The 24,744-nt window shown below is 62.9% G+C and carries 25 protein-coding genes; 16 read left to right on the top strand and 9 right to left on the bottom strand.

Annotation, left to right across the window (positions count from 1 at the left end; translation table 11 throughout):
• Positions 1 to 43 precede the first annotated feature (43 nt).
• The 5 genes from KEC45_RS06760 to KEC45_RS06740 all read right to left on the bottom strand — a co-directional run bounded on the left by KEC45_RS06760 (position 44) and on the right by KEC45_RS06740 (position 6,936).
• Positions 44 to 571, bottom strand: a complete 528-nt coding sequence (locus KEC45_RS06760; RefSeq protein ID WP_252171706.1) for a DUF1254 domain-containing protein — start codon at positions 569 to 571, stop codon at positions 44 to 46.
• Between the two features lies 1 nt (position 572).
• Positions 573 to 1,148 carry a DUF1214 domain-containing protein gene (locus KEC45_RS06755; RefSeq protein WP_252171705.1) on the bottom strand — a complete coding sequence of 192 codons (576 nt, stop codon included), beginning with the start codon at positions 1,146 to 1,148 and terminating at the stop codon, positions 573 to 575.
• Positions 1,149 to 1,153: 5 nt separating this feature from the next.
• The gene (gene ppdK, locus KEC45_RS06750) at positions 1,154 to 3,814 is read right to left on the bottom strand and encodes a pyruvate, phosphate dikinase (protein WP_252171704.1); all 2,661 of its coding nucleotides are present in this window, start codon (positions 3,812 to 3,814) and stop codon (positions 1,154 to 1,156) included.
• Between the two features lie 112 nt (positions 3,815 to 3,926).
• The gene (gene glyS, locus KEC45_RS06745) at positions 3,927 to 5,924 is read right to left on the bottom strand and encodes a glycine--tRNA ligase subunit beta (protein WP_252171703.1); all 1,998 of its coding nucleotides are present in this window, start codon (positions 5,922 to 5,924) and stop codon (positions 3,927 to 3,929) included.
• A 130-nt stretch (positions 5,925 to 6,054) separates the two neighbouring features.
• Positions 6,055 to 6,936 (bottom strand): glycine--tRNA ligase subunit alpha, encoded by an 882-nt coding sequence (locus KEC45_RS06740; RefSeq protein ID WP_062184001.1) that lies wholly within the window; start codon positions 6,934 to 6,936, stop codon positions 6,055 to 6,057.
• Positions 6,937 to 7,211: 275 nt separating this feature from the next.
• On the opposite strand from KEC45_RS06740, the gene KEC45_RS06735 reads away from it, so the two are divergent.
• From KEC45_RS06735 to KEC45_RS06695, 9 genes are all read left to right on the top strand, one after another.
• Positions 7,212 to 7,538 carry a UrcA family protein gene (locus KEC45_RS06735; RefSeq protein WP_252171702.1) on the top strand — a complete coding sequence of 109 codons (327 nt, stop codon included), beginning with the start codon at positions 7,212 to 7,214 and terminating at the stop codon, positions 7,536 to 7,538.
• Between the two features lie 253 nt (positions 7,539 to 7,791).
• Positions 7,792 to 8,004 carry a helix-turn-helix transcriptional regulator gene (locus KEC45_RS06730; protein WP_062181488.1) on the top strand — a complete coding sequence of 71 codons (213 nt, stop codon included), beginning with the start codon at positions 7,792 to 7,794 and terminating at the stop codon, positions 8,002 to 8,004.
• On the top strand, positions 7,997 to 8,434 hold the full coding sequence (locus tag KEC45_RS06725) for a hypothetical protein (RefSeq protein ID WP_062181491.1): 438 nt from the start codon (positions 7,997 to 7,999) through the stop codon (positions 8,432 to 8,434). Before KEC45_RS06730 ends, KEC45_RS06725 begins: the two co-directional genes overlap by 8 nt.
• Positions 8,435 to 8,489: 55 nt before the next feature.
• On the top strand, positions 8,490 to 9,416 hold the full coding sequence (locus tag KEC45_RS06720) for a TraB/GumN family protein (protein ID WP_252171701.1): 927 nt from the start codon (positions 8,490 to 8,492) through the stop codon (positions 9,414 to 9,416).
• Positions 9,417 to 9,460: 44 nt separating this feature from the next.
• Complete coding sequence (locus KEC45_RS06715) at positions 9,461 to 10,312, top strand: TraB/GumN family protein (RefSeq protein ID WP_252171700.1); 852 nt, start codon at positions 9,461 to 9,463, stop codon at positions 10,310 to 10,312.
• 153 nt (positions 10,313 to 10,465) lie between these two features.
• Entirely contained in the window at positions 10,466 to 11,101 is a 636-nt protein-coding gene (locus KEC45_RS06710; protein WP_062181500.1) for a 50S ribosomal protein L25/general stress protein Ctc, read from the top strand.
• A gap of 69 nt (positions 11,102 to 11,170) precedes the next feature.
• Complete coding sequence (pth, locus tag KEC45_RS06705; protein ID WP_062181502.1) at positions 11,171 to 11,740, top strand: aminoacyl-tRNA hydrolase; 570 nt, start codon at positions 11,171 to 11,173, stop codon at positions 11,738 to 11,740.
• Positions 11,737 to 12,165 (top strand): GNAT family acetyltransferase, encoded by a 429-nt coding sequence (locus tag KEC45_RS06700; protein WP_252171699.1) that lies wholly within the window; start codon positions 11,737 to 11,739, stop codon positions 12,163 to 12,165. The genes pth and KEC45_RS06700 overlap by 4 nt, the downstream gene beginning before the upstream one ends.
• A gap of 144 nt (positions 12,166 to 12,309) precedes the next feature.
• Positions 12,310 to 14,184: a PhoX family phosphatase gene (locus KEC45_RS06695; RefSeq protein ID WP_062181507.1), complete on the top strand. Its 1,875-nt coding sequence runs from the start codon at positions 12,310 to 12,312 to the stop codon at positions 14,182 to 14,184.
• Between the two features lie 43 nt (positions 14,185 to 14,227).
• Here KEC45_RS06695 and KEC45_RS06690 read toward each other — a convergent pair whose 3' ends face one another.
• Both KEC45_RS06690 and KEC45_RS06685 read right to left on the bottom strand, forming a co-directional pair.
• On the bottom strand, positions 14,228 to 15,379 hold the full coding sequence (locus tag KEC45_RS06690) for a serine hydrolase (protein WP_252171698.1): 1,152 nt from the start codon (positions 15,377 to 15,379) through the stop codon (positions 14,228 to 14,230).
• Positions 15,380 to 15,447: 68 nt separating this feature from the next.
• On the bottom strand, positions 15,448 to 16,104 hold the full coding sequence (locus tag KEC45_RS06685) for a CAP domain-containing protein (protein ID WP_252171697.1): 657 nt from the start codon (positions 16,102 to 16,104) through the stop codon (positions 15,448 to 15,450).
• 142 nt (positions 16,105 to 16,246) lie between these two features.
• On the opposite strand from KEC45_RS06685, the gene ychF reads away from it, so the two are divergent.
• Entirely contained in the window at positions 16,247 to 17,344 is a 1,098-nt protein-coding gene (gene ychF, locus KEC45_RS06680; protein WP_062181516.1) for a redox-regulated ATPase YchF, read from the top strand.
• A gap of 48 nt (positions 17,345 to 17,392) precedes the next feature.
• Here ychF and KEC45_RS06675 read toward each other — a convergent pair whose 3' ends face one another.
• Positions 17,393 to 17,632 (bottom strand): hypothetical protein, encoded by a 240-nt coding sequence (locus KEC45_RS06675; RefSeq protein WP_152682373.1) that lies wholly within the window; start codon positions 17,630 to 17,632, stop codon positions 17,393 to 17,395.
• Positions 17,633 to 18,233: 601 nt separating this feature from the next.
• On the opposite strand from KEC45_RS06675, the gene KEC45_RS06670 reads away from it, so the two are divergent.
• The 4 genes from KEC45_RS06670 to KEC45_RS06655 all read left to right on the top strand — a co-directional run bounded on the left by KEC45_RS06670 (position 18,234) and on the right by KEC45_RS06655 (position 20,839).
• Positions 18,234 to 18,530 (top strand): PspC domain-containing protein, encoded by a 297-nt coding sequence (locus KEC45_RS06670; RefSeq protein ID WP_252171696.1) that lies wholly within the window; start codon positions 18,234 to 18,236, stop codon positions 18,528 to 18,530.
• Between the two features lie 261 nt (positions 18,531 to 18,791).
• Positions 18,792 to 19,463 (top strand): hypothetical protein, encoded by a 672-nt coding sequence (locus tag KEC45_RS06665; protein ID WP_252171695.1) that lies wholly within the window; start codon positions 18,792 to 18,794, stop codon positions 19,461 to 19,463.
• A 105-nt stretch (positions 19,464 to 19,568) separates the two neighbouring features.
• Entirely contained in the window at positions 19,569 to 20,414 is an 846-nt protein-coding gene (locus tag KEC45_RS06660) for a MoxR family ATPase (protein ID WP_062181524.1), read from the top strand.
• The gene (locus tag KEC45_RS06655; protein WP_252171694.1) at positions 20,414 to 20,839 is read left to right on the top strand and encodes a GFA family protein; all 426 of its coding nucleotides are present in this window, start codon (positions 20,414 to 20,416) and stop codon (positions 20,837 to 20,839) included. The genes KEC45_RS06660 and KEC45_RS06655 overlap by 1 nt, the downstream gene beginning before the upstream one ends.
• Here the strand turns inward: KEC45_RS06655 and KEC45_RS06650 are convergent.
• Complete coding sequence (locus tag KEC45_RS06650; RefSeq protein WP_252171693.1) at positions 20,830 to 22,227, bottom strand: methyl-accepting chemotaxis protein; 1,398 nt, start codon at positions 22,225 to 22,227, stop codon at positions 20,830 to 20,832. The two genes, KEC45_RS06655 and KEC45_RS06650, sit on opposite strands and share 10 nt — an antisense overlap.
• Before the next feature lie 601 nt (positions 22,228 to 22,828).
• Between KEC45_RS06650 and KEC45_RS06645 the strand changes: the two genes are divergently transcribed.
• Positions 22,829 to 24,007 (top strand): VWA domain-containing protein, encoded by a 1,179-nt coding sequence (locus KEC45_RS06645; RefSeq protein WP_056369108.1) that lies wholly within the window; start codon positions 22,829 to 22,831, stop codon positions 24,005 to 24,007.
• 7 nt (positions 24,008 to 24,014) lie between these two features.
• Positions 24,015 to 24,707: a DUF2185 domain-containing protein gene (locus KEC45_RS06640; RefSeq protein WP_252171692.1), complete on the top strand. Its 693-nt coding sequence runs from the start codon at positions 24,015 to 24,017 to the stop codon at positions 24,705 to 24,707.
• Positions 24,708 to 24,744 lie beyond the last annotated feature (37 nt).

Here is a 24,744-nt window from a genome sequence, read left to right as displayed (position 1 = left end):
TGGAGAGGCGCCTTTAAGACCCGTTTGGCGGGGGCGCAACCCCCTATTTCGGATTTGTGACCGTCCGGCACGACGATTGGCGGCGGACCGCGTCGAGGGCGCCAATTTCCGTGGGATCTTTCAGCAGAAGCCGGATCAGCGCGATCCCGCGATCATGGCTCGTACGGACAATTTCGGCGCCCGCGGGAACAGCCTGCCCCTGACGTGCGACGATGATTCGATATGGCTTGCCGCCCGCCTCGACATCGTTGCGCACGAAGATGACGTCGGTCGCGGCGTCGAATAGGCTGAGCGAGCTGTAACGCCCCGGTGCCGGCGCCACGTCGATGGCCACCGGCCCCTTCGACAGATCATAGGGACAGCTCGAATAGGCAAGGTCGGGACTGGGCCGCACGACGGGCTGGCGCTCGGGCGTCGCGAGATTGCCGTAGGACATGCTGTTGACGCCCCCCTGCCCCAGCCGGTCCATCGCGACATTCATCAGCCCATAGGGAATATATGCGATCGCCGCCCATGCCGTCGCCGCTGCGAAGACCAGGCCGAGGAGGATGGGACCAAGCCATTTGCGCATCTCAGCACCCCTCCTTGACGAGGCGCGGCAGCGCGGCCTTCGCCGGGTTCGCACGGAATGCCTTGCCGGGATTATACATACGAAGCGTCAGTTGGAAGGGCTGCCCCTTTATACCGGGCAGCCAGGCACCGTCCGCGGGCTTTTCGGGCGATATGGTGACGCGCCACTCGCCCTTGCCGTCGAGCGCGACATTGGCGCCGTTGACCGACCATATGCGCCCCGGATTATCGACGAGATAGCCTTTGTCGTCATAAACCGTCACGCTCCACCAGCGCGCATCGAGCGGCTTTCCCGACAGGCTGTAACGGCAATTGCCGTCGAGCGGCGCGCCGGCCGCATCGCTTTTCGCCATCCAATAGATGGTTTCCTTGGCAGGCAGCGCGAGCAGGCCTGAGCGCGCGACCATGGCGCGCGTCAGCGGGTCGGTGGCCTTCGTGCCGTAACCGAGCGAAGTCGTCCACGGCCCGTTCCGGATCCCTCCGTCGCCAAGGCCGCCGTTGGTAAGCGCCCATGCGCCCCCGAGCCCCACCGCTAATCCGCCCACCAGAGTGATAGCATAGCGGTGCCAGCTCTTCATGCGCCCTACCCCCTTTTAAGCGCCGCCTGAGCTGCCGCCAGACGTGCGATGGGCACACGGTAGGGCGAGGCACTGACATAGTCGAGGCCCGTCTTTTCGCAGAAATGGATGCTCGGCGCATCGCCGCCATGCTCGCCGCAAATGCCTAGCTTGACCGCCGGACGCGTGGCGCGGCCGCGATCCGCCGCGATCTCGATGAGCTGACCGACACCCTCGACGTCAAGGCTGACGAATGGGTCGGTCAGGAAAATCCCCTTGTCCACATATTGGGTGAGGAAACGCCCGGCGTCATCGCGGCTGATGCCGATCGTCGTCTGAGTCAGATCGTTGGTACCAAAGCTGAAGAATTCGGCCGTCTCCGCGATCTCGCCAGCCATCAGCGCAGCGCGGGGCAGTTCGATCATCGTGCCGACGAGATAGGCGATCTCGCGCCCCTTTTCGGCGAACACCGCCTTCGCCTGGGTGTCGACGACTGCCTTCATCAAGTCGAATTCGCGGCGCGTCGCCACCAGCGGGATCATCACTTCGGGAATCGGCGCAGCGCCCGTTTCGGCGGCAACGTCACACGCCGCCTCGAAGATTGCGCGGGCCTGCATCTCGTAGATTTCGGGATAGGTGACGCCGAGGCGGCAGCCGCGGTGACCGAGCATCGGGTTGAATTCATGAAGTTCGTTCGCACGCGCCTTCAGCGCTTCGATCCCCACTCCCGCGGCCTCGGCAACATCGGCGAAATCTTCCTCACGCGTCGGCAGGAATTCGTGGAGCGGCGGATCGAGCAGACGGATCGTCACGGGAAGCCCCGCCATCACGCCGAAGATCGCAGCAAAATCGCCGCGCTGTTCGGGCAGTAGCTTGGCGAGCGCCGCACGGCGGCCGTCCTCGCTGTCCGCCAGGATCATCTCACGCACCGCCGTGATGCGCGCAGCGTCGAAGAACATATGCTCGGTGCGGCACAGACCGATACCCTCGGCGCCGAAATCGCGCGCGACCTGCGCATCCTGCGGCGTTTCGGCGTTGGTGCGGACCTTCATGCGGCGGACCTTGTCGGCCCAGCCCATCAAGGTACCGAAGTCACCGACCAGTTCGGGGAGCAAGGTCGGGACCTCGCCCGCCATCACTTCGCCGGTCGAACCGTCGAGCGTCAATATGTCGCCCTCGCGCAGTTCGCGTCCCGCAACGCGCAACACGCGCGCATTGCCGTCGATCGACAGCCCGCCTGCGCCCGAGACGCAGGGACGCCCCATGCCGCGTGCGACGACTGCCGCATGACTGGTCATCCCGCCGCGGGCGGTCAATATGCCCTTTGCGGCGTGCATTCCGTGAATATCCTCGGGGCTGGTTTCGACGCGAACCAAGATCACCGCCTCGCCCATCGCTGCCGCCTTTTCGGCGCTGTCGGCGTCGAACATGATCTTGCCCGACGCCGCGCCGGGGCTTGCGGGAAGCCCCTTCGTCAGCACGTCGCGCGATGCATTGGGGTCGAGCGTCGGGTGGAGAAGCTGGTCGAGCGCGCCCGGATCGACGCGGCCGACGGCTTCTTCTTCGGTGATCAGCCCCTCGGCCGCCATATCGACCGCGATCTTGAGCGCGGCCTTTGCGGTCCGCTTGCCCGAGCGCGTCTGCAACATCCAAAGCGTCCCGCGTTCGACGGTGAACTCGATGTCCTGCATGTCGCGGTAGTGTGTTTCCAGCGTATCGAAGACGCGGCCGAGTTCCGTGAAGGTCTCGGGCATCGCCTCTTCCATGCTCAGCGGCTTGGCACCGGCATTCTCGCGCGCGATCTTGGTCAGATATTGCGGCGTGCGGATGCCCGCGACGACGTCCTCACCCTGCGCGTTGATCAGCCATTCGCCGTACCAGGCGCGCTCACCGGTCGCCGGGTCGCGCGTGAACGCCACGCCCGTTGCCGAGGTGTCGCCCATGTTGCCGAACACCATCGCCTGCACATTGACCGCGGTGCCCCATTCGCCGGGGATCGCGTTCAGGCGGCGATAGACTTTCGCGCGGTCGCTTTCCCAGCTTGCGAAGACGGCGCCGACGGCGCCCCAAAGCTGGTCGTTCGGTTCCTGGGGGAATGGTGCGCCGGTCTCGCGCTCGACGATCGCCTGATATTCCTTGACCAGCGCCTGCCAGTCTTCGGCCGACATCTCGGTGTCGAGGTAAAAGCCTTTGTCTTCCTTGGCGATTTCCAGCGCCTCTTCGAACTCGGCATGGTCGAGCCCCATGACGACGTCGGCGTACATCTGGACGAAGCGGCGATAGCTGTCCCATGCGAAGCGCGGATCGCCAGAGGCTTCGGACAGGCCGACGACCGTGCGGTCGTTGAGCCCGAGGTTAAGCACGGTGTCCATCATGCCAGGCATCGACACGCGCGCGCCCGAACGGACCGACACAAGAAGCGGGTCGGCGGCATCGCCGAACTTCTTGCCCGTGATGCCCTCGATATGCGCGATACCCGCCGCGACATCCCCGACCAGCCCGGCCGGGAATTGCTCGCCATTGGCGTAATATGCGGTGCAGACGTCAGTGGTGATCGTAAAGCCCGGGGGCACCGGCAAGCCGATCGAGGCCATTTCGGCGAGGTTCGAACCTTTGCCGCCCAGCAATTCCTTCGAGCGCTCGGCCGTCGTGGCCGCGCCGCCGAACAAATGCACCATCTTCGTCATCATATGCTCCTGCTGCCCCGGGGAGGAGGTTGCGGCTGGATAGGGTGGAGAGTTGTTATCGTCGATTCAGATTTACTTCGTGCGGTATAAAGAGAGGCGCATAGCCGTAACGTCAGCCCTCGATCTTCGAGAAATCGGCCACGCCATGCACCGCGCCGGTAAATCGGGCGAGCAATCCGAGGCGATAGGCGCGGATTGCTTCGTCGGGATCGTTGACCATCACGCCATCGAAAAAGGCATCGATTGGAGCGCGGAGGCTGGCCAGCGCGGCCATGGCATCGGTAAAGCGTTCGTCGGCGACGGCCGCAGAGGCTGCGGGTTCGGCCGCGTCGAGGGCCTTGAGCAAGATCGCGTCGGCATCGGTCGGCGGCGTCACAGCGGCGGCGCCGCTCACCTCGCCTGCCTGCTTCAGGATATTCGCCGCGCGCTTGTAACCCGCGAACAGGTTGGTGCCGTCCTCGGTCGCCATGAACGCCTGAAGCGCTTTCACGCGAGCGAGCAGGCGGACGAGATCGTCTTCGCCCCCGAGCGCAAACACCGCGTCGATCAGGTCGTGGCGGACGCCGGCTTCACGCTGCTGGACCTTGAGGCGGTCGGCGAAGAAGTCGAGCAGTTCGCCGTCAGCGACCGCAAAGCGCAGCCCATTTTCGGTCAGGGTCCGGATGACGCCCAGCGCCGCTCGGCGAAGAGCGAACGGATCCTTCGACCCTGTGGGCTTTTCATCGATCGAAAAGAAGCTGCGCAGCGTATCCAGCTTGTCCGCAAGCGCCACAGCCACCGTTACCGGCGCCGTCGGCACATCATCGCCCTGTCCGACCGGTTTGTAATGGTCGCGGATCGCGTTGGAGATGGCGTCAGGCAGGCCTTCGGCGCGGGCGTAATAGCCGCCCATCAGCCCCTGTAGTTCTGGGAATTCGCCGACCATTTCGGTGACGAGGTCGGCCTTCGCGAGTTCTGCGGCCTGTCGCGCTAGCGCGGGGTCGCAGTTGGGGACGATGCCTTCGCTCGCCAGCAATTCGGCGAGCTTCGCGACGCGTTCGACCTTGTCGGCAACGGTGCCGAGCTTTTCGTGGAAGGTGATGCGGTTGAGCTTTTTGGCGTGATCTTCGAGCCTAGTCTTGCGATCCTGATCCCAGAAGAAACGCGCATCCGATAACCGCGCCGCCAGAACCTTGCGATTGCCCGCAACGATCTCTGCGCCGCCGTCGACCGCGTCGATGTTCGCAGTGCAGACGAAGCCGTTCGCCAGCTTGCCCGCCGCGTCGTTCACGACGAAATATTTCTGGTTCACGCGCGCCGTGAGCTGAATGACCTCGGGCGGCACTTCCAGAAACGCTTCATCGAAGCGGCCGAGCAACGGCACCGGCCATTCGGTCAGGCCGGCATTCTCGATCACCAGTCCCTCATCCTCGACCAGCGTCAGCGCGGCGTCGGCCGCGGATTTGGCGGCGCCGTCGCGGATGATCGACTGGCGTTCCTCATGATCGACGATGACATGGCACGCGCGCAGCTTCTCGGCATAGTCGGATGCCGAGCCGATCGTGATCTCGCCCGGGCAGTGGAAGCGATGACCGCGCGTCGCGAAACCCGCGGAAATCCCGCTAACTTCACACGCGATCAGCTCTTCGCCAAAGATCGCGACGATGCCCGAAAGTGGGCGCACCCAGCGCAGGCTTTCGCTGCTCGCGCTTTCCTTGCCCCAGCGCATCGACTTGGGCCAGGCGAAGGCGCGGACGATCGCGGGGATCGCTTCGGCAAGCACGTCGGCGGTTGCCCGGCCGGGCTTGTCGATCACGGCGAAATAGACGCCGTCGCGGTCCTCAAGCTGGTCCTGCGTCAGGCCGGTTTTGCGCAGAAAGCCTTCGAGCGCCTGCGGCGGCGCGCTGCTGCGCGGGCCCTTGAGTTCCTCGCTGACCGCGGCGGTTGCTTCGGGAAGGCTCTTGGCGATCAGCGCAAGGCGGCGCGGGGTCGACCAGATGGTGAGATCGGCCGCTTCCAGTCCCGCGGCCGACAATTGCGCCCGGAACAGCTTTTCAAGCTCGGCGCGCGCGCCAGCCTGCATCCGCGCCGGAATTTCCTCGCTGCGCAGTTCAAGAAGAAAATCGGTCATTGCAAATCCTCCGAACCCCAAACTCCGTTCGCATCGAGCGAAGTCGAGATGCCCCGAAGGACGGCGCCATTCCGAAGGGTGTCTCGACTACGCTCGACACGAACGGAAAGCGAGGTGGCGACAATATCCATCACAGCGTCCACCCCGGATATTTGGCGGTCCAGCGTTCGGACTGGCTGTCGATCCACGCCTTGCAGCTACCCTTCGCGAGGTCGCGGACGCGCGCCATATAATTGGCGCGTTCCTGCACGCTGATCACGCCGCGCGCCTGGAGCAGGTTGAAGAGGTGGCTCGCCTCGATCGCCTGATCATAAGCGGCGAGCGGGACATTCGCCGCAATCGCGCGCTGACATTCGGCTTCGGCCGCCTTGAAGCCCGCGAACAAGGTATCGGTGTCGGCGACCTCGAAATTCCATTTCGAGAACTGCTTTTCATTCTCCAGGAACACATCGCCATAGCTGACCGCCGCGACATCGCCGACCGCGTCGGAAAAGCGCAGGTCGTACACATTATCGACATTCTGAATATACATGGCCAGCCGTTCGAGCCCGTAAGTGAGCTCGCCCGCGACGGGCTTGCAGTCGAAGCCGCCCATCTGCTGAAAATAGGTAAACTGGGTGACTTCCATCCCGTCGCACCAGACTTCCCAGCCCAAACCCCATGCGCCAAGCGTCGGCGATTCCCAATCGTCCTCGACGAAGCGGATATCGTGGAGAAGCGGATCGATGCCGATCGCGGCAAGGCTGCCCAGATATTGTTCCTGCAGGTCGGCGGGCGACGGCTTCAAAATCACCTGATATTGGTAATAATGCTGGAGCCGGTTCGGGTTCTCGCCATAGCGGCCATCGGTCGGACGGCGGCTCGGCTGGACATAGGCGACGTTCCACGGCTCGGGGCCGAGGCTGCGCAGCGTTGTCGACGGGTGAAAAGTCCCCGCCCCCACGCGCATGTCATAAGGTTGTAGAATCGCGCAACCGCGCGCCGCCCAATAGGCGTGCAGCGTCAGGATCATGTCCTGAAAGCTGAGTGGTGTCTTGTCCGCCCCGTCGGCCACGGCCGCAATTCCTTCGCAGGTGCAAAAATCGCCGCCGCATTGGCCCAGCGGCGGCGCATGGTCAAGGCTCCCATCCCTTCGCCACGGCGCGAAAATGCTCGCTTTAGTCAGGTCTTCAGAACTTTTTGTAAGGTGTCATTGACACAGTCAGCAAATCGCGACATATAGTCATGCATACCTGACATGAAGACAGGTTCAGTTGACCAAGACCCATCGATCCAAGGAGACAAGACATGATGACCCGCACGCTGATCCTCGCCCTCTCGCTCACCGCGGTCGCAATGCCCGCCACAGCGCAGGCCAAAGACGAGACGGCCGTCGTTCGTATCGACGACCTTAATCTGGCTCGCGCCGCGGATCGCGACCAGTTGAACACCCGCCTGAAAAGCGCCGCGCGCAGCGTCTGCGACAACCGGACTCGCGGCGCCGCAGAAAACGGCCGCCGCGCGGTATGTGTGTCCGCAGCGTTGGCACAGGCCGAAAGCCACGCCCAGCGCGCGATCGCTCGGGCGCAAGGCGGCACGCAGCTTGCGCTGCTGATGGTCAGCGCCGCTCGATAAGTGCGGAAGCAACGGCTTCGTTCGCGCCGCTCCGATCCGGTGGCGGCAGGCGACTTGGGCTGGAGCGCCCTTCCCCCCGGTGGCGGCGCTCCAGTCCCTTGTTCCTCAATTTCCTGTCTGGCGAAGCCTATCCGCCCCTGTCGCTCCAACCCCGACCGCCCGAAGAGGCTCGACAAAATATTCCCCTTCGCCGCCAATTTGATGGCTATGGGATGTCGATGATCCTTCGGGCGGAAAAACTGGCGAGGCGCCGATGAACAACAAGTTGAAAGTGCTGCGCGCGATGCGGAACTGGAGCCAGGCGGAGCTTGCCGACCGGCTCGATGTCTCGCGGCAGGCGGTGAATGCGATCGAAACGGGGAAATATGACCCGTCGCTGCCGCTCGCCTTCAAGCTCGCGCGCCTGTTCGACATGCCGATCGAGGAAATCTTCGACGACGGCCACGAAGGAAATGACAATGACTGATGCCGATGTTTCGAAGCCCCGTCGCCGTATGTCTCCCCGGCAAAAGCGCTACTGGACCTCGCTCGGACTCGCCGCGGTGATCGGCGGGATCGTCGGCGGCTGGATGGTCGCCGATCAGGCCGATGCACCGCATTCCGCCGCGACGCTGTTCAGCGGCGCGCTGACGCCGGGCTTCGCCATCGGCGCCTCGCTGGCATGGGCAATCGGCCTCGCGATCTGCATGATCATTTATCACCGCGCGATCGACGATCATGAGGAACGCGCCTGGCTCTGGGCCAGCATGGCCGGATGGTACGCCTTTATCTTTCCGGCTCCCGTCTGGTGGGTCCTCCACCGCGCCGGCATGGCACCGCCCGTCGATGCGATGATTTTGTTCGTCTTCTCACTGGTGGCGAACTGCATCGTATATCTATGGCTGAAGTTTCGCTGACCCCTTTCCGCTTTCCGCGCAAATGTTTAAGCCGCTCAAGAAAGGCAATTCTCCGATGAAGACCTGGTTCAAGACGCTTACCGCAGGATGCGCGATCGCCGCGCTGACCCCGGTTGCGGTTTTTTCCGTCCACGCCGCCGAACCCGCGACGGCAGCGGCTACGCCGACGACCGACGCCGACCCCGCGCTGTGGGTCGTCAAGGACGATGACACGACGATCTATCTCTTCGGAACGGTCCACGTTCTGAAACCCGGCCTCGGCTGGTTCGACGAAGCGGTGAAGGCAGCCTTCGACAAGTCCGATGAACTGATGCTCGAAATGGTGATGCCCGAGGATCAGGCGGCGATGGCAAAGGAAATGATGCCGCTGGCGATGGACCAGAGCGGCAAGACACTCTCCTCCCGCCTCGATGCCGAACAGCTCAAGGCTTATCAGGCCGCGCTCGCGAGCCTTGGGATAGCGCCGGCGCAGTTCGATTTGTTCGAGCCTTGGTTTGCCGCAATGACCCTGTCGGTGCTGCCCGTCACCAAACTCGGTTACGACCCCGAACAGGGCGTCGAAAAACTTCTGACGAGCTCCGCCAAGAAGGCCGGCAAGCCGATTGCGGGCTTCGAAACGCTGAACCAGCAACTCGGCTATTTCGATACACTTCCCGAAAGCCAGCAGATCAGCTTTCTGAATTCGGTTGTCAGTGATCTCGACAAGCTGGGGCCGCAGCTCGACAAGATGGTCGTGCAATGGGCGAAGGGCGATCCCGAGGGGCTCGCGGTGACGATGAACGAAAGCCTGGCCAAGACGCCTGAACTCGCCAAGGTGCTGCTTTGGGATCGCAATGCGCGGTGGGCCGATCAGTTGAAGGCGCGGATGGATCAGCCCGGCACGGTGTTCGTCGCCGTTGGAGCAGGCCATCTCGCGGGCGAGAAGAGCGTCCAGGATTACCTCAAGGCAAATGGGCTCATCGCCAAGCGGGTCAAATATTGAAGGGAGCATCGCGCCCTTCGCATCATTGGGGTCGCCGCTTTGCGGTGGCCCTTTTGCCGTGCCTGCTCGCCGCATGCGGTACCGCAGACCCGGCACAACAGGCGCGTCCCGCAATGTGGCTGGTCGCCGACGAGGACACGCAAATCTATATGCTCGGCGCGATGCACGCGCTGCCGCGCGGCACTGACTGGGATGGCGGCAAGGTCGCCGACGCCATCGCCGCGGCCGACGAGTTGGTGATGGAATTGTCGCCCGCCGAACTCGCGAATGCGGGCGCCGTCTTTCAGACGCTCGCCCCGCGAACTGAGCCGCTCGCGATGGCGAAACGGCTCCCGCCGGAAGCGCTCGCCGGTTACCGCGCGCTGGAGGCCGCCGGGGGCGATTTCGGCGGCGACGCACTCGACGACTGGGCGGTGATGGTGATGATGGGCCAGCGGGTGGCGCAAAAGGCCGAGCTTGATTCGTCGAACGGCGTCGAAACGCGCCTGACCGCGCGATTCAAGGACGCGCGAAAGCGAATTGGCGGCCTAGAGACGGCGCAGGAACAGATCATGTTCTTCGAAACGCTCGACCCGGCGACGCAGCGCACGCTCCTGACCCGCGCGGCCGAGAAGGCGGGCAATGCCGTGAAAGACGTCGGCGCCCTCACTACTGCGTGGGGCCGCGGCGATGTCGCGGCGCTGGAACGGGTCATCAACGAAGATGTCGATGCCGTCCCCGCAGCGCGCAAGGCGATCCTCACCGACCGCAACCGGCGCTGGAGCCTATGGGTGCAAAAGCGGCTGGAGCAGCCCGGCACGGTACTGATGGCAGTCGGCGCGGGGCATCTGGTTGGGTCCGACGGCGTGCCCGCGATGCTTGAGGCCGAAGGGCTGAAGGTCACGCGCGTACAATAAGCGGGTTTACCAGCCATGACGAAGCAAGAGAAGCGTAGCCAGAAATCACTCACGCTTGCATTTCCGCCGCTTCCCCGCTAAGCGCCCCGGCTTCCGTCATGGTCATCCCTGGAGGCGTGGCGGAACTGTGTAACTGTTTCTCGGAGAAATATCATGAGCGATCAGCTGACGCTGACGGCCGAGACGCGCGAACGCGGAGGCAAGGGAGCCTCGCGTGACCTGCGTCGTAATGGCCGCGTCCCCGCCGTTGTCTATGGCGGCAAAGAAGAACCCCTGATGATCCACGTCGAAGAAAAGCTGCTGATGAAGCAGCTCATGACGGGTCATTTCATGAACTCGGTCGTGATGATCGACGTGGGTGGCAAGACCATCCGCACCCTGCCCAAGGACGTCGCTTTCCACCCGGTCAAGGATCGTCCGATCCACGCCGATTTCCTCCGCATCTCGAAGGACGCCAAGGTCACCGTGGCGGTTCCCGTCGTGTTCGCGAACGAAGAAGCCTCGCCGGGCCTGAAGCGCGGCGGTGTGCTGAACATCGTCCGTCACGAGCTGGAAATCGCCTGTGACGCGGACAAGATTCCTGACGAGATCACGATCGACGTCACCGGTTTCGACGTCGGCGATTCGATCCACATCAGCAACGTCACCCTTCCCAAGGGCAGCGAAAGCGCGATCACCGATCGCGACTTCACCATCGCCACCATCGTCGCCCCGTCGGCGCTCAAGTCGAGCGACGGCGACACGACGAAGGACGAAGGCGAAGCTGCCGAAGGCGGCGACGAAGCCTAATCCCGTTCGGCCGGCCCCTTCCTCGATCGGAGGGGGCCGCCAACGACAGACCCTGAGAAAGGCAGTCTCATGCAGCTCTGGGTCGGCCTCGGAAATCCCGGGCCCCAATATGCGATGCACCGTCACAATGTCGGCTTCATGGCCGCGGACGTCATCGCCGACCTTTATGACTTTCCCGCGCCAGCCAAGAAGTTTCAGGGCTGGGTCCAGGAAGGCCGTATCGGATCGCAGCGCATCCTGCTGCTGAAACCCGGCACCTTCATGAACGAAAGCGGTCGTAGCGTGCGCGCCGCGCTCGATTTCTATAAATTGACCGCGCAGGACGTCACCGCCTTTTACGACGAGCTCGACCTCGCGCCGATGAAGGTCAAGGTGAAGCAAGGCGGTGGGGCCGCCGGCCACAATGGCATTCGCAGTATGATCCAGCATATCGGCGAGGATTTCCGCCGCGTGCGCATCGGTATCGGTCATCCGGGCCACAAGGACCGCGTCACCGGTCATGTGCTCGGCAATTATCACAAAAGCGAAATGGAACCGCTGATCGACCTTTTGGGTGCGATCGCTGCCGAAGCGAAGTGGCTCGCCGACGGCGACGATGTTCGCTTCCAGAGCGACCTCGCGCTGCGCCTGCAGGCGTGATCGCGACGCGCACTGCGACCGTCGCCGACCGCGATGCGGTCGTCGCAATCTGGGAAGCATGCGGCCTGACGCGGCCCTGGAACGACCCCGGAGCGGACTTCCTTCGCGCGCTGGGTCATAATGCGTCGACCGTCATCCTCGCCGAGCGCGATACGCGCATTATTGGCACCGCCATGACGGGTTTCGACGGGCACCGGGGATGGATCTATTATCTGGGCGTCGCCCCGGACCAACAGGGTCAGGGTATCGCGCGCCAGTTGCTCGACGCTTCATGCGAATGGCTGCGGCTGCGTGGCTGCCCAAAGGTCGAACTGATGCTGCGCGACGGCAACCCCGCAGCGGGCCTTTACGAGCATCTTGGCTGGGAACCGCAGGACGTCCGCGTCTTCGCCCGATGGCTCGCTGGTGAAGATGGGCGTAACTGACCGCTCACCATGTCACTGAAGCGTCATATGAATCATACTCTCCCGACTTGGTGAAGCCATCTAGCTGACACCTCCCTCTGCAATCGGTGCGCCACCTCATCCGGACAACGAGTCCGGAGCTCAACCGAAAACAGGGGAACTGCATTGTCACATCTTACCGACGAAGCCCGCGCGCCTTTTCGCGGCGAAACTGACGGCCTGCCGGGGCCGGACAGTCTCGAGGCCATCGTTGCCCAAAATCCGACGCGCCGTACGCTGCTGAGAAACGGCCTGTTCGGCTTGTCGATCCTCCCCGTCATGGCCCTCGCCGCTTGCGATGACACCAGCGGCGATCCGACCGTCACCCTTCCGCCCAACCCGACCCCGACGCCGACCCCCACGCCGACCCCGCCGCCGAGCTTTGCAGCCAGCTTCGCCGCGGTCGCTGCGAACCAGAACGACGCCGTGACCGTGCCTGCGGGCTACACTGTCGACGTGCTGCTGAAAGCGGGCGATTCGGTCGAGGCGGGTGCGCCCTATACCGGCAGCTTCCCGACCCCCGCGATTGCCGAGAAATGGGCCGGCGGCAATCACGACGGCATGGAATATTTCGCTTTTCCGGGCGTCGACGCGAACAACCGCGGCCTCTTGGCGATGAACTATGAATATCCCGACTTCAACATCCTGATGGCAGGCACGTACAACGCGGCAACCGCGACCGCCGACCAGAAGGCGATCGCACTCTCGGCCGTCGGCATCGGCGTCGTCGAAATCGCCAAGGGCAGCGACGGAAAATGGGCGGTCCAGGCCGGATCGACCTATAACCGCCGCTATACGGGCAACAGCAGCTATCGCCCGAGCGGCCCGGCCGCCAGCCGGCTGTCGTCCTCGATCAAGGGAATGCTCAACAATTGTTCGAGCGGCCGCACGCCGTGGGACACCTATCTCACCTGTGAAGAGACGATGGACAATTATTTCGACCCGACGCAGCCGACCACGGACTATGGCTGGGTTGTCGAGATCGACCCGCGGCGCGAACTGGCGCAGCCGACGAAGCGTACCGCGATGGGCCGCTTCAACCACGAAAATGTGGCCTATATGACGAACAGCGCCAATCGCGTCGCATTCTACATGGGCGACGACACCACGCCGGGCTGCATCTATAAGTTCATCCCTGCCCAGGCGTACAGCACGACGAACCGCGCAGCGAATACCGACCTGCTCGACAATGGCACGCTCTATGTCGCGCGGTTCAATGCCGACGGCACGGGCGAATGGCGCGCGCTGATCGCCGGGCAGAACGGCCTGACCGCAGCCGCGTCGGATCCGGGCAACGTCAGCCAGAGCACGACGCCGCCCACCCCGACGATCGTCAATTTCAACAACCAGGCCGATGTGCTGCTCAACTGCCAGTCGGCAGCGCGCGTCGCAGGCGGCACCGTGATGGATCGCCCCGAATGGCTGACCGTCGCTCCCGACAACAAGGCGGTCTATTGCACGCTGACCAACAATAGCGGCCGCCGCGTCGTCGACCCCGCCAACCCGCGTGTCACCAACCTGCACGGGCACATCATCAAGTTCCGTGAAGAAGGCGATTCGCCGCTGGCCACCAAATTTACATGGGAAATCTTCCTGACCGCTGGCGACCCGTCGCTTTCGGCTGGCGGCAGCAATCTGGTCGGCAACATCGTCGGCGACACCTTTTCCAGCCCCGACGGTCTCCGCATAGACCCGCAGGGCCGTATGTGGGTGCAGACCGACCACAGCGTCCCGGGCAATTCGGGCGTGGCTGGCAGAACGATCGATCAGGCCTTTGGCCACAATGCGATGTTCTATGTCGATCAGGTGAGCAAGCAGTCGAAGCGCTTCCTCGTCGGACCGCTCGGCTGCGAGATCACGGGCCTTGCTTATACGCCCGACCTGCGCACCTTCTTCGTCAACATCCAGCACCCGACCGGAAACTGGCCGGTTGCCGGACAGCAACCGCGCTCGTCGACGATCGTCGTGCGGCGGACCGACAATCAGCCTGTCGGGAATTGATATCGCGCGCCGCCCGCTTCCGCCATGGAAGCGGGCGGCCGCCTCATACGAATTTCATATCGCCGAAGATCCAGCGCCACGGCGCACCGGTTTCACCCAATATATCGCGCACGATCATCGGAAACGCCGCCTCGGCGCGAACGTCGTTCGACATGATCAGCACGCAGCGCTGACCCTTTTCAAGGCAGACGAGGGTGTTGCCCGTCGAATCATTGTGCCCGCCGCGGAAGAAGGCGGCACCCTGCGGTCCGGTAAAAGTGATCAAGCCGACGCTCGATGCGACGCCCGTCGGCTGCTCTCCCGCCGGGGCGTCCCCGTCCAGCGTCGGGAATTGGGATCGCGAGCGGATGGCAAGGCCCGGCCGCAAAAGTTCATTGCGCGACGCCTTCGACAGCCCCTGCCCCGACACCAGTGCCGCCGCGAAATTGGCCAGATCGGAAATCGTCGTATCCATCGACCCGGCCGCCCGAACGCGGCCGCGCTCGTCATGCGGCACCGCTTTGCCGTCGATCTCCCAGCCATCGGCCAGATTGGCCGCGAAATCGGGGCGCCAGACGAGGCTGCTGTTCGGCATTTTCAGCGGATCGAATACAAGCCGCTGGATTTCCTTGCCCGCGTCGAGGCCGAGCCCCTTCTCGATGCCGAACTGAAGCAGCATGATACCTTCACCCGAATAGCCATAGCGGCTGCCGGGGTCGAAATGGATGCGCAGCTTTTCATCGGGTTCGAGGAAATGGAAATTCGCAAAACCGGTGCTGTGGTTCAACACGATGCGCGGCGTGATCGTCCGCCACCGATCGTCGCCCGCAAGGTCGCCCCAATTGCCATAGGCGTCGAGATTGCCATAGTCGGGAAGCGGTTTCGTCAACATGCCTGCAATCGGCTTGTCGAGATCGACCTTGCCCTCGTCGACCAGCCGCAGCACGCTATAGGCAAAGACCGCCTTGGTCAGGGACGCGCCATACATGATCGTATGAGGTGTGAGCGGGTCACCTTTGGCGTTGCGCTCGCCGAACGCCTGCACCGAGACGACCTTGCCCCTGTCGATCGTCGCGATCGCGAGGCCGCGTGCGCCGGTCGCGCTCATCGCCTTTTGCGCAGTCCTGGCAATAGCCTCTCGGTCGGGGATAGATTTGGCCGCTGCGGGTGTCGGCATCAGTAACGGCAGCAACCAGCCAAGTTTCGCAACGCGCATCGCGACCTCCCGATATCAAGACACAGAGACTGCTATATTATAGCAATACACCATGCAAGATGCTGCCGTCAGGGCGATTTTCTTTGTGGAGGCGGCGGCGGCGATCCGTCGCGCGTCTGCGACATCAAGATGACGCACATCGTCCGGTGCACGGGATGCGAGCCGCATGCAACGCCGGCATAGCGGTGTGTCGAACGCAGCAGGCTGTGGCGGTGCCCGCGATCGGGAACCCCGTCGTCGATCAGCAACTGGTCGACCACGCCTTCGGGTGTGTGATGGCCGTAGGTGATGACTTCGTTCACATAAGGCCCGCCGCCGCGCGCCTTCATGCGCTCGCCGGGGCCGCGCCCCTTCGTATAGTGGCCTACCTCCCCCGACCGTGACTGGATCGCGACATGATCGGCCGCGGCGCGCGACAACGCGTCGCTCCATTCCAGCGTCGGCAGCGGCTTTTCGCGGCCGAGGTCGCTGATCGCCTCATCGACTGCGACAACACCTTCGCGCGTCATGATGTCGATCTCGCTATCGTCTTCAGCGACCAGCAGCTTGCCCTCGAAGCGCGGACGATAGTCGCGCAGATAGTCGGTATAGGCAGCCGGGTCGCTCCGAAAGCGGTTGAGTTCGGTGAAGACGCCCTCTTCGAAACGGCTCTGTGCGGTGGCCGCGGCGGATACGCCGAAAAACACAAGAACGCCGGCGGCAACAAGGAAGCTGGGTTTCGTCATGGCCGCAGCGATAGAGCCGCAAATCTGAACGGCGCGCAACGGCGAAACCGCCCGCAAAGACTGGCGCACAGAGCAATCTGGCGCTAGGGGCGCTGCAACACCGGCGCCCACTCAACAATGCGCCGAACCTCACGGAGTTTTTATGGGTTTCAAATGCGGGATCGTCGGCCTGCCCAACGTCGGCAAGTCCACCCTGTTCAACGCGCTGACCGAAACGGCAGCAGCGCAGGCGGCGAACTATCCTTTCTGCACGATCGAGCCGAACATCGGCAACGTCGCGGTGCCCGACGCGCGGCTTGAAAAGCTCGCCGCGATCGCGAGCAGCAAGAAGATCATCGCGACCCAGCTCGCCTTCGTCGACATTGCGGGCCTGGTTCGCGGCGCGTCGAAGGGTGAAGGCCTGGGCAACCAGTTCCTCGGCAATATCCGTGAAGTCGACGCGATCGTCCATGTGCTGCGCTGTTTCGAAGATGACGACATCCAGCACGTCGAAAACAAGGTCGATCCCGTCGCCGACGCCGAAACCGTTGAAACCGAGCTGCTGCTCGCCGACCTCGAAAGCCTCGAAAAGCGCGTTCCCGCCTTCGCCAAGAAGGCCGCGCAGGGGGATAAGGAAGCGAAGATTGCCGCCTCGGTGCTCGGGCAAGCCCTCGACCTGCTGCGCGAAGGCAAACCAGCACGGCTCGTTGAGCCGAAGGATGACGAGGAAGCCCGTGTGCTGCGCACCGCCCAGCTCCTGACGTCAAAGCCGGTGCTCTACGTCTGCAATGTGGACGAGGGCAGCGCCGCGAACGGCAACGCCTTTTCCGAAAAGGTCTTCGCCAAGGCTGCATCGGAGGGCGCACAGGCCGTCGTCGTGTCAGCCGCGATCGAAAGCGAATTGGTCACCATGGACATGGCCGACCGGCTTGAGTTCCTCGAAGAAATGGGTTTGCACGAAACCGGCCTCGCGCGTGTCATCCGCGCCGGTTACGAGTTGCTCCACCTCATCACCTTCTTCACCGTCGGACCGCAGGAAGCGCGCGCATGGACCGTTCACACCGGAGCCACCGCACCCGAAGCCGCGGGCGAAATCCACAGCGATTTCCAAAAGGGCTTCATCCGCGCCGAAACGATCGCCTATGACGACTATGTCACGCTCGGCGGCGAAGCGAAGGCGCGCGAGGCGGGCAAGCTGCGCGCCGAAGGCAAGGCCTATGTCGTCCACGATGGCGACGTGATGCATTTCCTGCATAGCTGATCGGGAATTCGTCGTTGCAAGGTGGCTGGATGCTGAAAGCGTATCCGGTCAACCGAAGTGACGACGAAACCAACTCCGCTTTTTCGGCACGAGCGGGGGCTGACCGGAAAGCTGCACCAGATAATTGCCCAGGATGGCGGCTTGCTGCTTGGTCATGAGGCACCGAAACAAATCGGGATCGTGCTTCTTGGCCGCTTCCGGGGATTGTACGCTTTCGAGCCGTAGCATGATGCGGTCGCCCGCATCATGGTGTGTCCAGCCAACCAGTGCCCCGAAACTCTCCGTCATGTCGCCCTGCTCCCTCACGATTTTCGCGCGACCGGCGCCGACAGCCCCGCGATATCTGTAACAGACATTAAGCGGAATGTCGTCTGCGGGGTATTGAGCCGACGCCCTCCTCCCTTTTAGGGAGGGGAGAAGAAGCGGCAGCTCCCGGCAGATTTCTCCATTCGTCATCCCGGACTTGATCCGGCATTCCGCTTTTTTAACGCACCCATTGACTTCGATATCAAGCGGGACCCCGGATCAAGTCGCGGGTGACGAGGATAAACTATGTCAGCAATCGGCCGTTTGCCGCGAAAACAAATGCTTGCATCAATGTTGCGGCGCACAATTTTTTTCACTGACGCTCTTTAAATCTTCATCTTTGACGCCCAGATAGCGCTCGTCATCGGGATGCGGGGGCTTCATGAAAGGTTCAGGAGCCACCCACCAAATGGCAATCGTTCCCACAGAGTGGGAATTGATTCAGGACAGAGAGCAAGCGGCCGTTCGCGGCTGACACAAAAAAGCTCAGAAATCCGGGTCTCGCGAAAATTGGCACGGCCTTTGCGATGCATTGGGCATCGGCGCAGGGCAGTGCCTGCAGCCAAAGGGAAAGACAAAAAAGATGGAAAACGAAACCACCAACCTCTTCCGCCGCCGCGACACCTTCTTCGGTATCTGCGAGGCCGTTGGCCAGGATTTTGGCTTCAATCCCCTGTGGCTGCGCCTCGCCTTCGTCGCGCCGCTCTTCTTCTTTCCGGCAGAGACCTTCGTTGGCTATTTCGCCCTCGGTCTTGTCGTCCTCGCCTCGCGCCTGATCTTCCCCGCGAAGACGGCCGCCGCCGCCCAGCCGACGCTGAGCGCGGTCGAGGCCGATGCACCCAAAGCCGAAAAGGCCGAGGAACTCGCGCTCGCAGCTTGAGCGGTACCGGCCGGGCACCCTCTCCCCGTCTGGCCCTCCGCTTTAACGGCGTCCTAGGACGCCGCATCGACGGGACCGGCAAGCTTCCCCCGGGGCTTGCCGGTCTCTTCGTTTTCGAGCTCCTTGTCCCTGACTGGAACAGACCCGCGGCAAATCAAACCGCCCTCTATAAACGCGTCGTTTACGACGTCGTTCTATAACCGATCGCTGTAATTCCATCGGCTTGGGTCCCAGCGCCCCGGCCCCAGCGAGGATCAAGCGTTGAGCCAGTCGACCCAGCCCCTAGCGCAGACGCGCGGCGTCGCCGAACTGCTCGATTCGCTGGTCGCCAGCGACGGCACCGGCGCGCATCCGCACGTCCGCTCTGGCGCGCTGTCGAACGGGCCGGACGCGATGCGCAACCTCGCCGACGCCGTCCATTTCCTCTGCCTGCTCCACGGACGCTATCCCGGCGTGATCGACAATGTCGCGCGCAAGACAGTCGACCCCACTACGCGTCAGTGGATGAACCAGGCCGCCGAAGCCTTTGTCCAAGAGCGAGCCTTCCTGACCAAGATCGCGTCTGCCGTCGGCCCCGTACCGAGTACGCAGGGCCAGGCGCAATGCGAGGCCGCGGTCGCCGCGCAGCGCAAGGCCATCGACATGCTCGCCGAATCGGATCGCAACGGCTGCGCTGTCGGCGCCGCGATCGCGCTGACCCTCGACTGGCGCACGATCCGGGTATTGCTCGACATCAGTGCGCAGCGGCTCGACCTGACCCCGCCGACTTGCACCCTGCCCGACCTGCGCGACACGGCCAGGCTCGCGGCGACGGTCGCAGGCACGCCCGCGGTCGAACGCGCGATGGTTTTCGGGGCGCAGCAGCTGGTTACCCAGCACAGCGGCCTCTGGGATCTGATGGCAGCGCGCGCCGCCAGCCGCGCGCATCCCTGACCCTGCCCCCGTCAGCGATAGCCACTGTCTTTCCCTCCGGCTTGCACCGCTCCCCCGCGCCCGCTATGCCGGCTTGACGTTCACGTTAAGGGAAGGCTGCGACGCATGCGTTTTGAAGGTACCAGCGCCTATATCGCGACCGACGACCTGAAGGTCGCGGTCAATGCCGCGACATTGCTCCGCCGTCCGCTGCTCGTGAAGGGCGAGCCCGGCACCGGCAAGACCGTGCTGGCCGAGGAAATCGCCAAGGCGTTCGATGCGCCGCTGATCACCTGGAACATCAAGTCGACGACGAAGGCGCAGCAGGGCCTGTACGAATATGACGCGGTCGCGCGCCTGCGCGACGGCCAGCTTGGCGAAGAGCGCGTCCACGACATTCGCAATTACATCCGCAAGGGCAAATTGTGGGAAGCCTTCACCTCGCCCAAGCTGCCCGTGCTGCTGATCGACGAGATCGACAAGGCCGACATCGAATTCCCGAACGACCTGCTTCAGGAACTCGATCGCATGGCCTTCCATGTCTACGAGACCGACGAGACGGTGACCGCAAAGGAACGCCCGATCGTCGTCATCACCTCGAACAATGAAAAGGAACTGCCCGACGCTTTTCTGCGCCGCTGTTTCTTTCACTATATCAAATTCCCCGACCGCGACACGATGGCGTCGATCGTCGACGTCCATTTCCCCGGCATCCAGAAAACGCTGGTCAGCCGCGCGATGGACATCTTCTATGAGGTCCGCGAAGTTCCCGGCCTCAAGAAAAAGCCGTCGACGAGCGAATTGATCGATTGGCTGAAACTGCTCCTCAACGAGGACATGCCGCTTGAGGTGCTCCAGAACCGCGACGTCGGCAAGGCGATCCCGCCGCTCCACGGCGCATTGCTCAAGAATGAGCAGGATGTGATGCTGTTCGAAAAGCTGGCCTTCATGGCGCGCCGTCAGGGAAGCTGATGGGCTATACCGGACGCTGCTCGTGCGGCGCGGTCGAAGTGCGCATCGATGGCCAGCCGATCGCGGTGCGCCAGTGCTGGTGCAGGCGCTGCCAGAAGATCGCGGCGGGCGGACCTACGCATAACGCCATTTTCCGGACCGACGATATCGTCGTCGAGGGCGTCACGGCGTCGGACAGCTATGTCGCCGACAGCGGCAACACGCTGACCCGCTCGCACTGCCCCACATGCGGCACCCCGATGTTTAGTGGATCTTCGGCGCGGCCACAGATGCGCGTCGTGCGCCTCGGCGTGCTCGACCAGCCGCACGACCTCAAGCCGACGATGGCGATCTGGACGAGCGAGGCGCCCGAATGGGCGATCATCGATCCCGCGATGGAAGCTTTCCCGGCGCAGCCGCCGGCACCGCCCAGCCCTCAGAGTTGATAGGCAACCTCGACGTCGCCCCAGCGGCGGCCGCCTATCACCGCGGGCATATAGACGTTGCGCACGGTCAGATAGTTGATGCCATCGCCCTCCTGCCGATAGACGGTCATGAAAAAGGGCGCGGTGCTGCGCTTCGCCGCTGCATCGGTCTCGTCATAGAGAATGCGGCCGTTGCGGCAGTGGGCGGTGTCATGTTCGATGTCGCCCGTCGGCGCACGCGAGCAGTCGGTGATATGCGTCGGCAGGAAGCCGTTCATGTCGCCCGCCGATGACATCTTGATCTCCGGATGGCTGGCGACGATGCGATCGAACAGCGGCCGCCAGTTGTCATCGGCCCAGTCGCACAGCGTCGTGCGAAAACGTTCGGGGTTCGAGTTCGGCACGCGGACATAATTGGCGTCGAACAATTGCTCCATCGTCAGTTCGCCGCGCGCGATCGCGGCTTCTGCAAGGCCGACGAATTCATTGCGTACCTTTGCCGCCAATTCGACGATCGCCGAATCCTGCGGAGACACCCCCGCCGAAATCACGGCGTTGAACATGCGCTTCGACACATGCTCCATCGACAGGATCGAATCGCGCGTGCCTTCCAGCGTTGAACTATTGTCGCGCACCGAAGTGACGACGCTGTCGAGCGCCTCGCGCACTTTCGCGCCATTCGCATGCACCATCGCGGAGCTTTGCGCGATGCGATCGCTCTGATCGTCTAGCAGGGCGACAAGATGCGTTGCGTCGTGCAGCGCATCGGTGATCGTCTCGAATTGCGCCTCGGCGCGGCTCGACTGTTCGACCCCCGACTGGATTTCGGTGACGAGCCCGCTCGCCTCGGCGGCGAGGCTGCCGATCGAACGGCGAATCTCGTCGGTCGCACCGCGCGTATTCTGCGCCAGCTTCTTCACCTCGGCGGCGACCACCGCAAAGGTACGTCCGGCATCGCCGGCGCGCTCGGCTTCGATCGCTGCGTTCAATGCGAGCATGTTGGTGGTCTTGGCGATCGACTCGATCGACTGACTGACCTGCTGAACCTGCTCCATCACCGCGGCGAAATTCGTGACATGCGTGCCAAGCCGCGCGACTAGGTCGATGACTGAGCGGAATTCGGTGACCGCAGCGTTGACGCGTTCGGCCCCGGCGTCGAGCTGCTCGCATGCGCGCGCGGACAATATCTTCGCCTCGTCTGTCGAATCGGCGATCTGACGCTGGTCCGCTTCAAGACTGACGACATATTCCTCAAGCCGGCCAAGCTCGCCGATCTGACGATCCATCTGGTCGGTCGCAAGCTTGATCCGCCCCGCGGCATCGCTGCACCCAACGGCCAGCTCGCCGCAATCGCTCGCAACCGACTGATCGAGGATTTGCGCCGACGGATTGATCGGATCATATTTCATTGGCTTGCCCGCGTCCCTGAATGATCGCGAAGCTATGCCCAACATTGGTTAACGGCGGGTCAATGGGTAGGAATGGACGCAGCTTTGGGGTGGTAGGCGGAGGTTCAGTCACCCACTTCCGTCATCCCGGGCTGGACCCGGGATCCTGCGTTTTGACGCACTCACTGGCTTCGACCTCAAGCGGGACCCCGGGTCAAGCCCGGGGTGACGACGATGTGGAGGGCAGCAATCGGTCGAAATTCGCCGCCCCTCCATCAACGCAAAAACCGCTTTCCAAAAAAGGCCGGGCGATGATCTATCCTGCCAGATGCGACGCTCGCTTTCCTCCACCTATCTCCCGCAGATCTCCGCAAGCCGTCCGCCGCTTGATGTGACAAAGAAGACTTTTGCGCTGAGCTCATGCGCATCCCTTGTTCTTGACGCCACAAAGGACTCGATTTTGGTTCGTGCATGCGAGGCTTTTGTGGCTTTAAGCAGACTACACCCCGGTCCTGAATTGCGATTTGCGCGTAAGGTCGCGCAATTATTCACCGCCCAGCCCGTCACTTTCCGTAAACGTAAAGTGATTGCGCCCGCGCGCCCGACAGGATAGTCATGTCCCATGTTTTTCGGCTTTCTCGACGAGCTTCGCGCTGCGGGCATTCCCGCCAGCCTGAAAGAACATCTCATGTTGCTCGAGGCGCTCGACCGCGAGGTGATCGACCGTAGCCCCGAGCAATTCTATTACCTGTCCCGCGCGATTTACGTGAAGGACGAAGGTCTGCTCGACCGCTTTGACCAGGTGTTCAACAAGGTCTTCAAGGGCATCATCTCCGATTACGGCCAGAACCCCGTCGACGTCCCCGCCGACTGGCTGAAGGCCGTCGCCGAGAAATTTCTGACGCCCGAGGAAATGGCCGCGATCGAGTCGCTCGGCGACTGGGACAAGATCATGGAGACGCTGAAAGAGCGGCTCGAGGAACAGCAGAAGCGCCACGAAGGCGGTAGCAAGTGGATCGGGACCGGCGGCACCTCGCCCTTCGGCAACTCGGGCTATAATCCCGAAGGCGTACGGATCGGCGGCGAGAGCAAGCATAAACGCGCGCTGAAAGTCTGGGAAAAGCGCGAGTTCCAGAATCTCGACAACACCAAGGAACTCGGCACCCGCAACATCAAGATCGCGCTGCGCCGCCTCCGCAAATTTGCGCGCGAGGGGGCGGCGGACGAGCTCGACATTCCGGGCACGATCGACGGCACCGCGCGGCAGGGTTGGCTCGACATCAAGATGCGTCCCGAACGGCGCAATGCCGTCAAGCTGCTGCTGTTCCTGGACGTCGGCGGATCGATGGACCCGTTCATCAAGCTCTGCGAAGAATTGTTCAGCGCGGCGACGACCGAATTCAAGAATCTCGAATTCTTCTATTTCCACAACTGCCCCTACGAAGGCGTGTGGAAAGACAATAAGCGCCGCTGGTCCGAACGCCACCAGATGTGGGACATCCTCCACAAATATGGCCATGATTATAAAGTGATCTTTGTCGGCGACGCGTCGATGAGCGCGTATGAAATCACCCATCCGGGCGGCAGCGTCGAACATTTCAACGAAGAGTCCGGCGCCGTCTGGCTCGGGCGGATCACCCATGTCTACCCCGCCGCGGTCTGGCTCAACCCGGTGCCCGAGGCGCATTGGGGCTACACCCAGTCGGTGAAGCTGATCAAACAGCTGATGAACGACCGCATGTACCCGCTCAGCCTCGCCGGGCTCGACGATGCCATGCGCGAGCTGACGCGAAAGCATTGAGCCGACGTTGGCGGGATTCAGCGACTGGTTGCGCGGCTGGTTCGGCAAATACCGGATAGACGACCCTCGCCCCACGGCTGCAGGCGCGCCCTACACCTATTATCTGCCGTCGGAGAACGAGCTGCTTGCTGTCGCGCCGGGCGATCTCGTCAAGATCATCTTCGAATCGATTCCGCCAAGCGACGAGTGGGGTGCCGAGCGGATGTGGGTTATCGTCACCGCCGCCGACGGCGACGAGCTGACTGGTACGCTCGACAATAACCCGGCCGACATGCCCCAGTTGGAATATGGCGACATCGTACAATTCCGGCGCGGATACATCATCGATATCGATTGGGCCAAGGATCGCCTTGTCCCGCCACCATCCGGGCCTGAACGCCGCTGGTATTGGGAACGCTGCTTCGTCGATGATCAAATTCTCGATGGCCGGCTCAAGGTGGAGTATCTCTATCGCGAAGAACCTGACCCACCACGTGACGGCGACAAATTTCCGGACAGCGGCTGGCGTTTTCGATGTGACACGCGCAACCTGACCGACGAGGAATATAATAGTCCGAGTTTCAGCTACATCGCCGTCGGCAAGGTGTTGAACAAGGATGATAGTTGGCTTCACCTGATCGACGAACCGGTCGGTAGCGCCTTTCTACGCGACTGGAGCACAGGCAAATTCGTCCCCACGGAAATGCGAAGCTCCGAGTGAAATCGCTCGAAATCGCGCCGCCACGCGGCTAATCCCC

It is taken from the genome of Sphingopyxis sp. USTB-05, assembly GCF_023822045.1.
GTDB lineage: Bacteria > Pseudomonadota > Alphaproteobacteria > Sphingomonadales > Sphingomonadaceae > Sphingopyxis.
The sequence above is the reverse complement of the archived record's forward strand: the minus strand, read 5'-3'. Positions and strand labels throughout refer to the sequence as shown.

Bases quoted from the DNA above. Each gene is read 5' to 3' on its own strand.
- KEC45_RS06760 (WP_252171706.1), bottom strand. From the start codon at position 571: ATGCGCAAATGGCTTGGTCCCATCCTCCTCGGCCTGGTCTTCGCAGCG.
- KEC45_RS06755 (WP_252171705.1), bottom strand. From the start codon at position 1,148: ATGAAGAGCTGGCACCGCTATGCTATCACTCTGGTGGGCGGATTAGCG.
- ppdK (WP_252171704.1), bottom strand. From the start codon at position 3,814: ATGACGAAGATGGTGCATTTGTTCGGCGGCGCGGCCACGACGGCCGAG.
- glyS (WP_252171703.1), bottom strand. From the start codon at position 5,924: ATGACCGATTTTCTTCTTGAACTGCGCAGCGAGGAAATTCCGGCGCGG.
- KEC45_RS06740 (WP_062184001.1), bottom strand. From the start codon at position 6,936: ATGATCCTGACGCTGCACGCCTATTGGGCGGCGCGCGGTTGCGCGATT.
- KEC45_RS06735 (WP_252171702.1), top strand. From the start codon at position 7,212: ATGATGACCCGCACGCTGATCCTCGCCCTCTCGCTCACCGCGGTCGCA.
- KEC45_RS06730 (WP_062181488.1), top strand. From the start codon at position 7,792: ATGAACAACAAGTTGAAAGTGCTGCGCGCGATGCGGAACTGGAGCCAG.
- KEC45_RS06725 (WP_062181491.1), top strand. From the start codon at position 7,997: ATGACTGATGCCGATGTTTCGAAGCCCCGTCGCCGTATGTCTCCCCGG.
- KEC45_RS06720 (WP_252171701.1), top strand. From the start codon at position 8,490: ATGAAGACCTGGTTCAAGACGCTTACCGCAGGATGCGCGATCGCCGCG.
- KEC45_RS06710 (WP_062181500.1), top strand. From the start codon at position 10,466: ATGAGCGATCAGCTGACGCTGACGGCCGAGACGCGCGAACGCGGAGGC.
- pth (WP_062181502.1), top strand. From the start codon at position 11,171: ATGCAGCTCTGGGTCGGCCTCGGAAATCCCGGGCCCCAATATGCGATG.
- KEC45_RS06690 (WP_252171698.1), bottom strand. From the start codon at position 15,379: ATGCGCGTTGCGAAACTTGGCTGGTTGCTGCCGTTACTGATGCCGACA.
- KEC45_RS06685 (WP_252171697.1), bottom strand. From the start codon at position 16,104: ATGACGAAACCCAGCTTCCTTGTTGCCGCCGGCGTTCTTGTGTTTTTC.
- ychF (WP_062181516.1), top strand. From the start codon at position 16,247: ATGGGTTTCAAATGCGGGATCGTCGGCCTGCCCAACGTCGGCAAGTCC.
- KEC45_RS06675 (WP_152682373.1), bottom strand. From the start codon at position 17,632: ATGACGGAGAGTTTCGGGGCACTGGTTGGCTGGACACACCATGATGCG.
- KEC45_RS06670 (WP_252171696.1), top strand. From the start codon at position 18,234: ATGGAAAACGAAACCACCAACCTCTTCCGCCGCCGCGACACCTTCTTC.
- KEC45_RS06660 (WP_062181524.1), top strand. From the start codon at position 19,569: ATGCGTTTTGAAGGTACCAGCGCCTATATCGCGACCGACGACCTGAAG.
- KEC45_RS06655 (WP_252171694.1), top strand. From the start codon at position 20,414: ATGGGCTATACCGGACGCTGCTCGTGCGGCGCGGTCGAAGTGCGCATC.
- KEC45_RS06650 (WP_252171693.1), bottom strand. From the start codon at position 22,227: ATGAAATATGATCCGATCAATCCGTCGGCGCAAATCCTCGATCAGTCG.
- KEC45_RS06645 (WP_056369108.1), top strand. From the start codon at position 22,829: ATGTTTTTCGGCTTTCTCGACGAGCTTCGCGCTGCGGGCATTCCCGCC.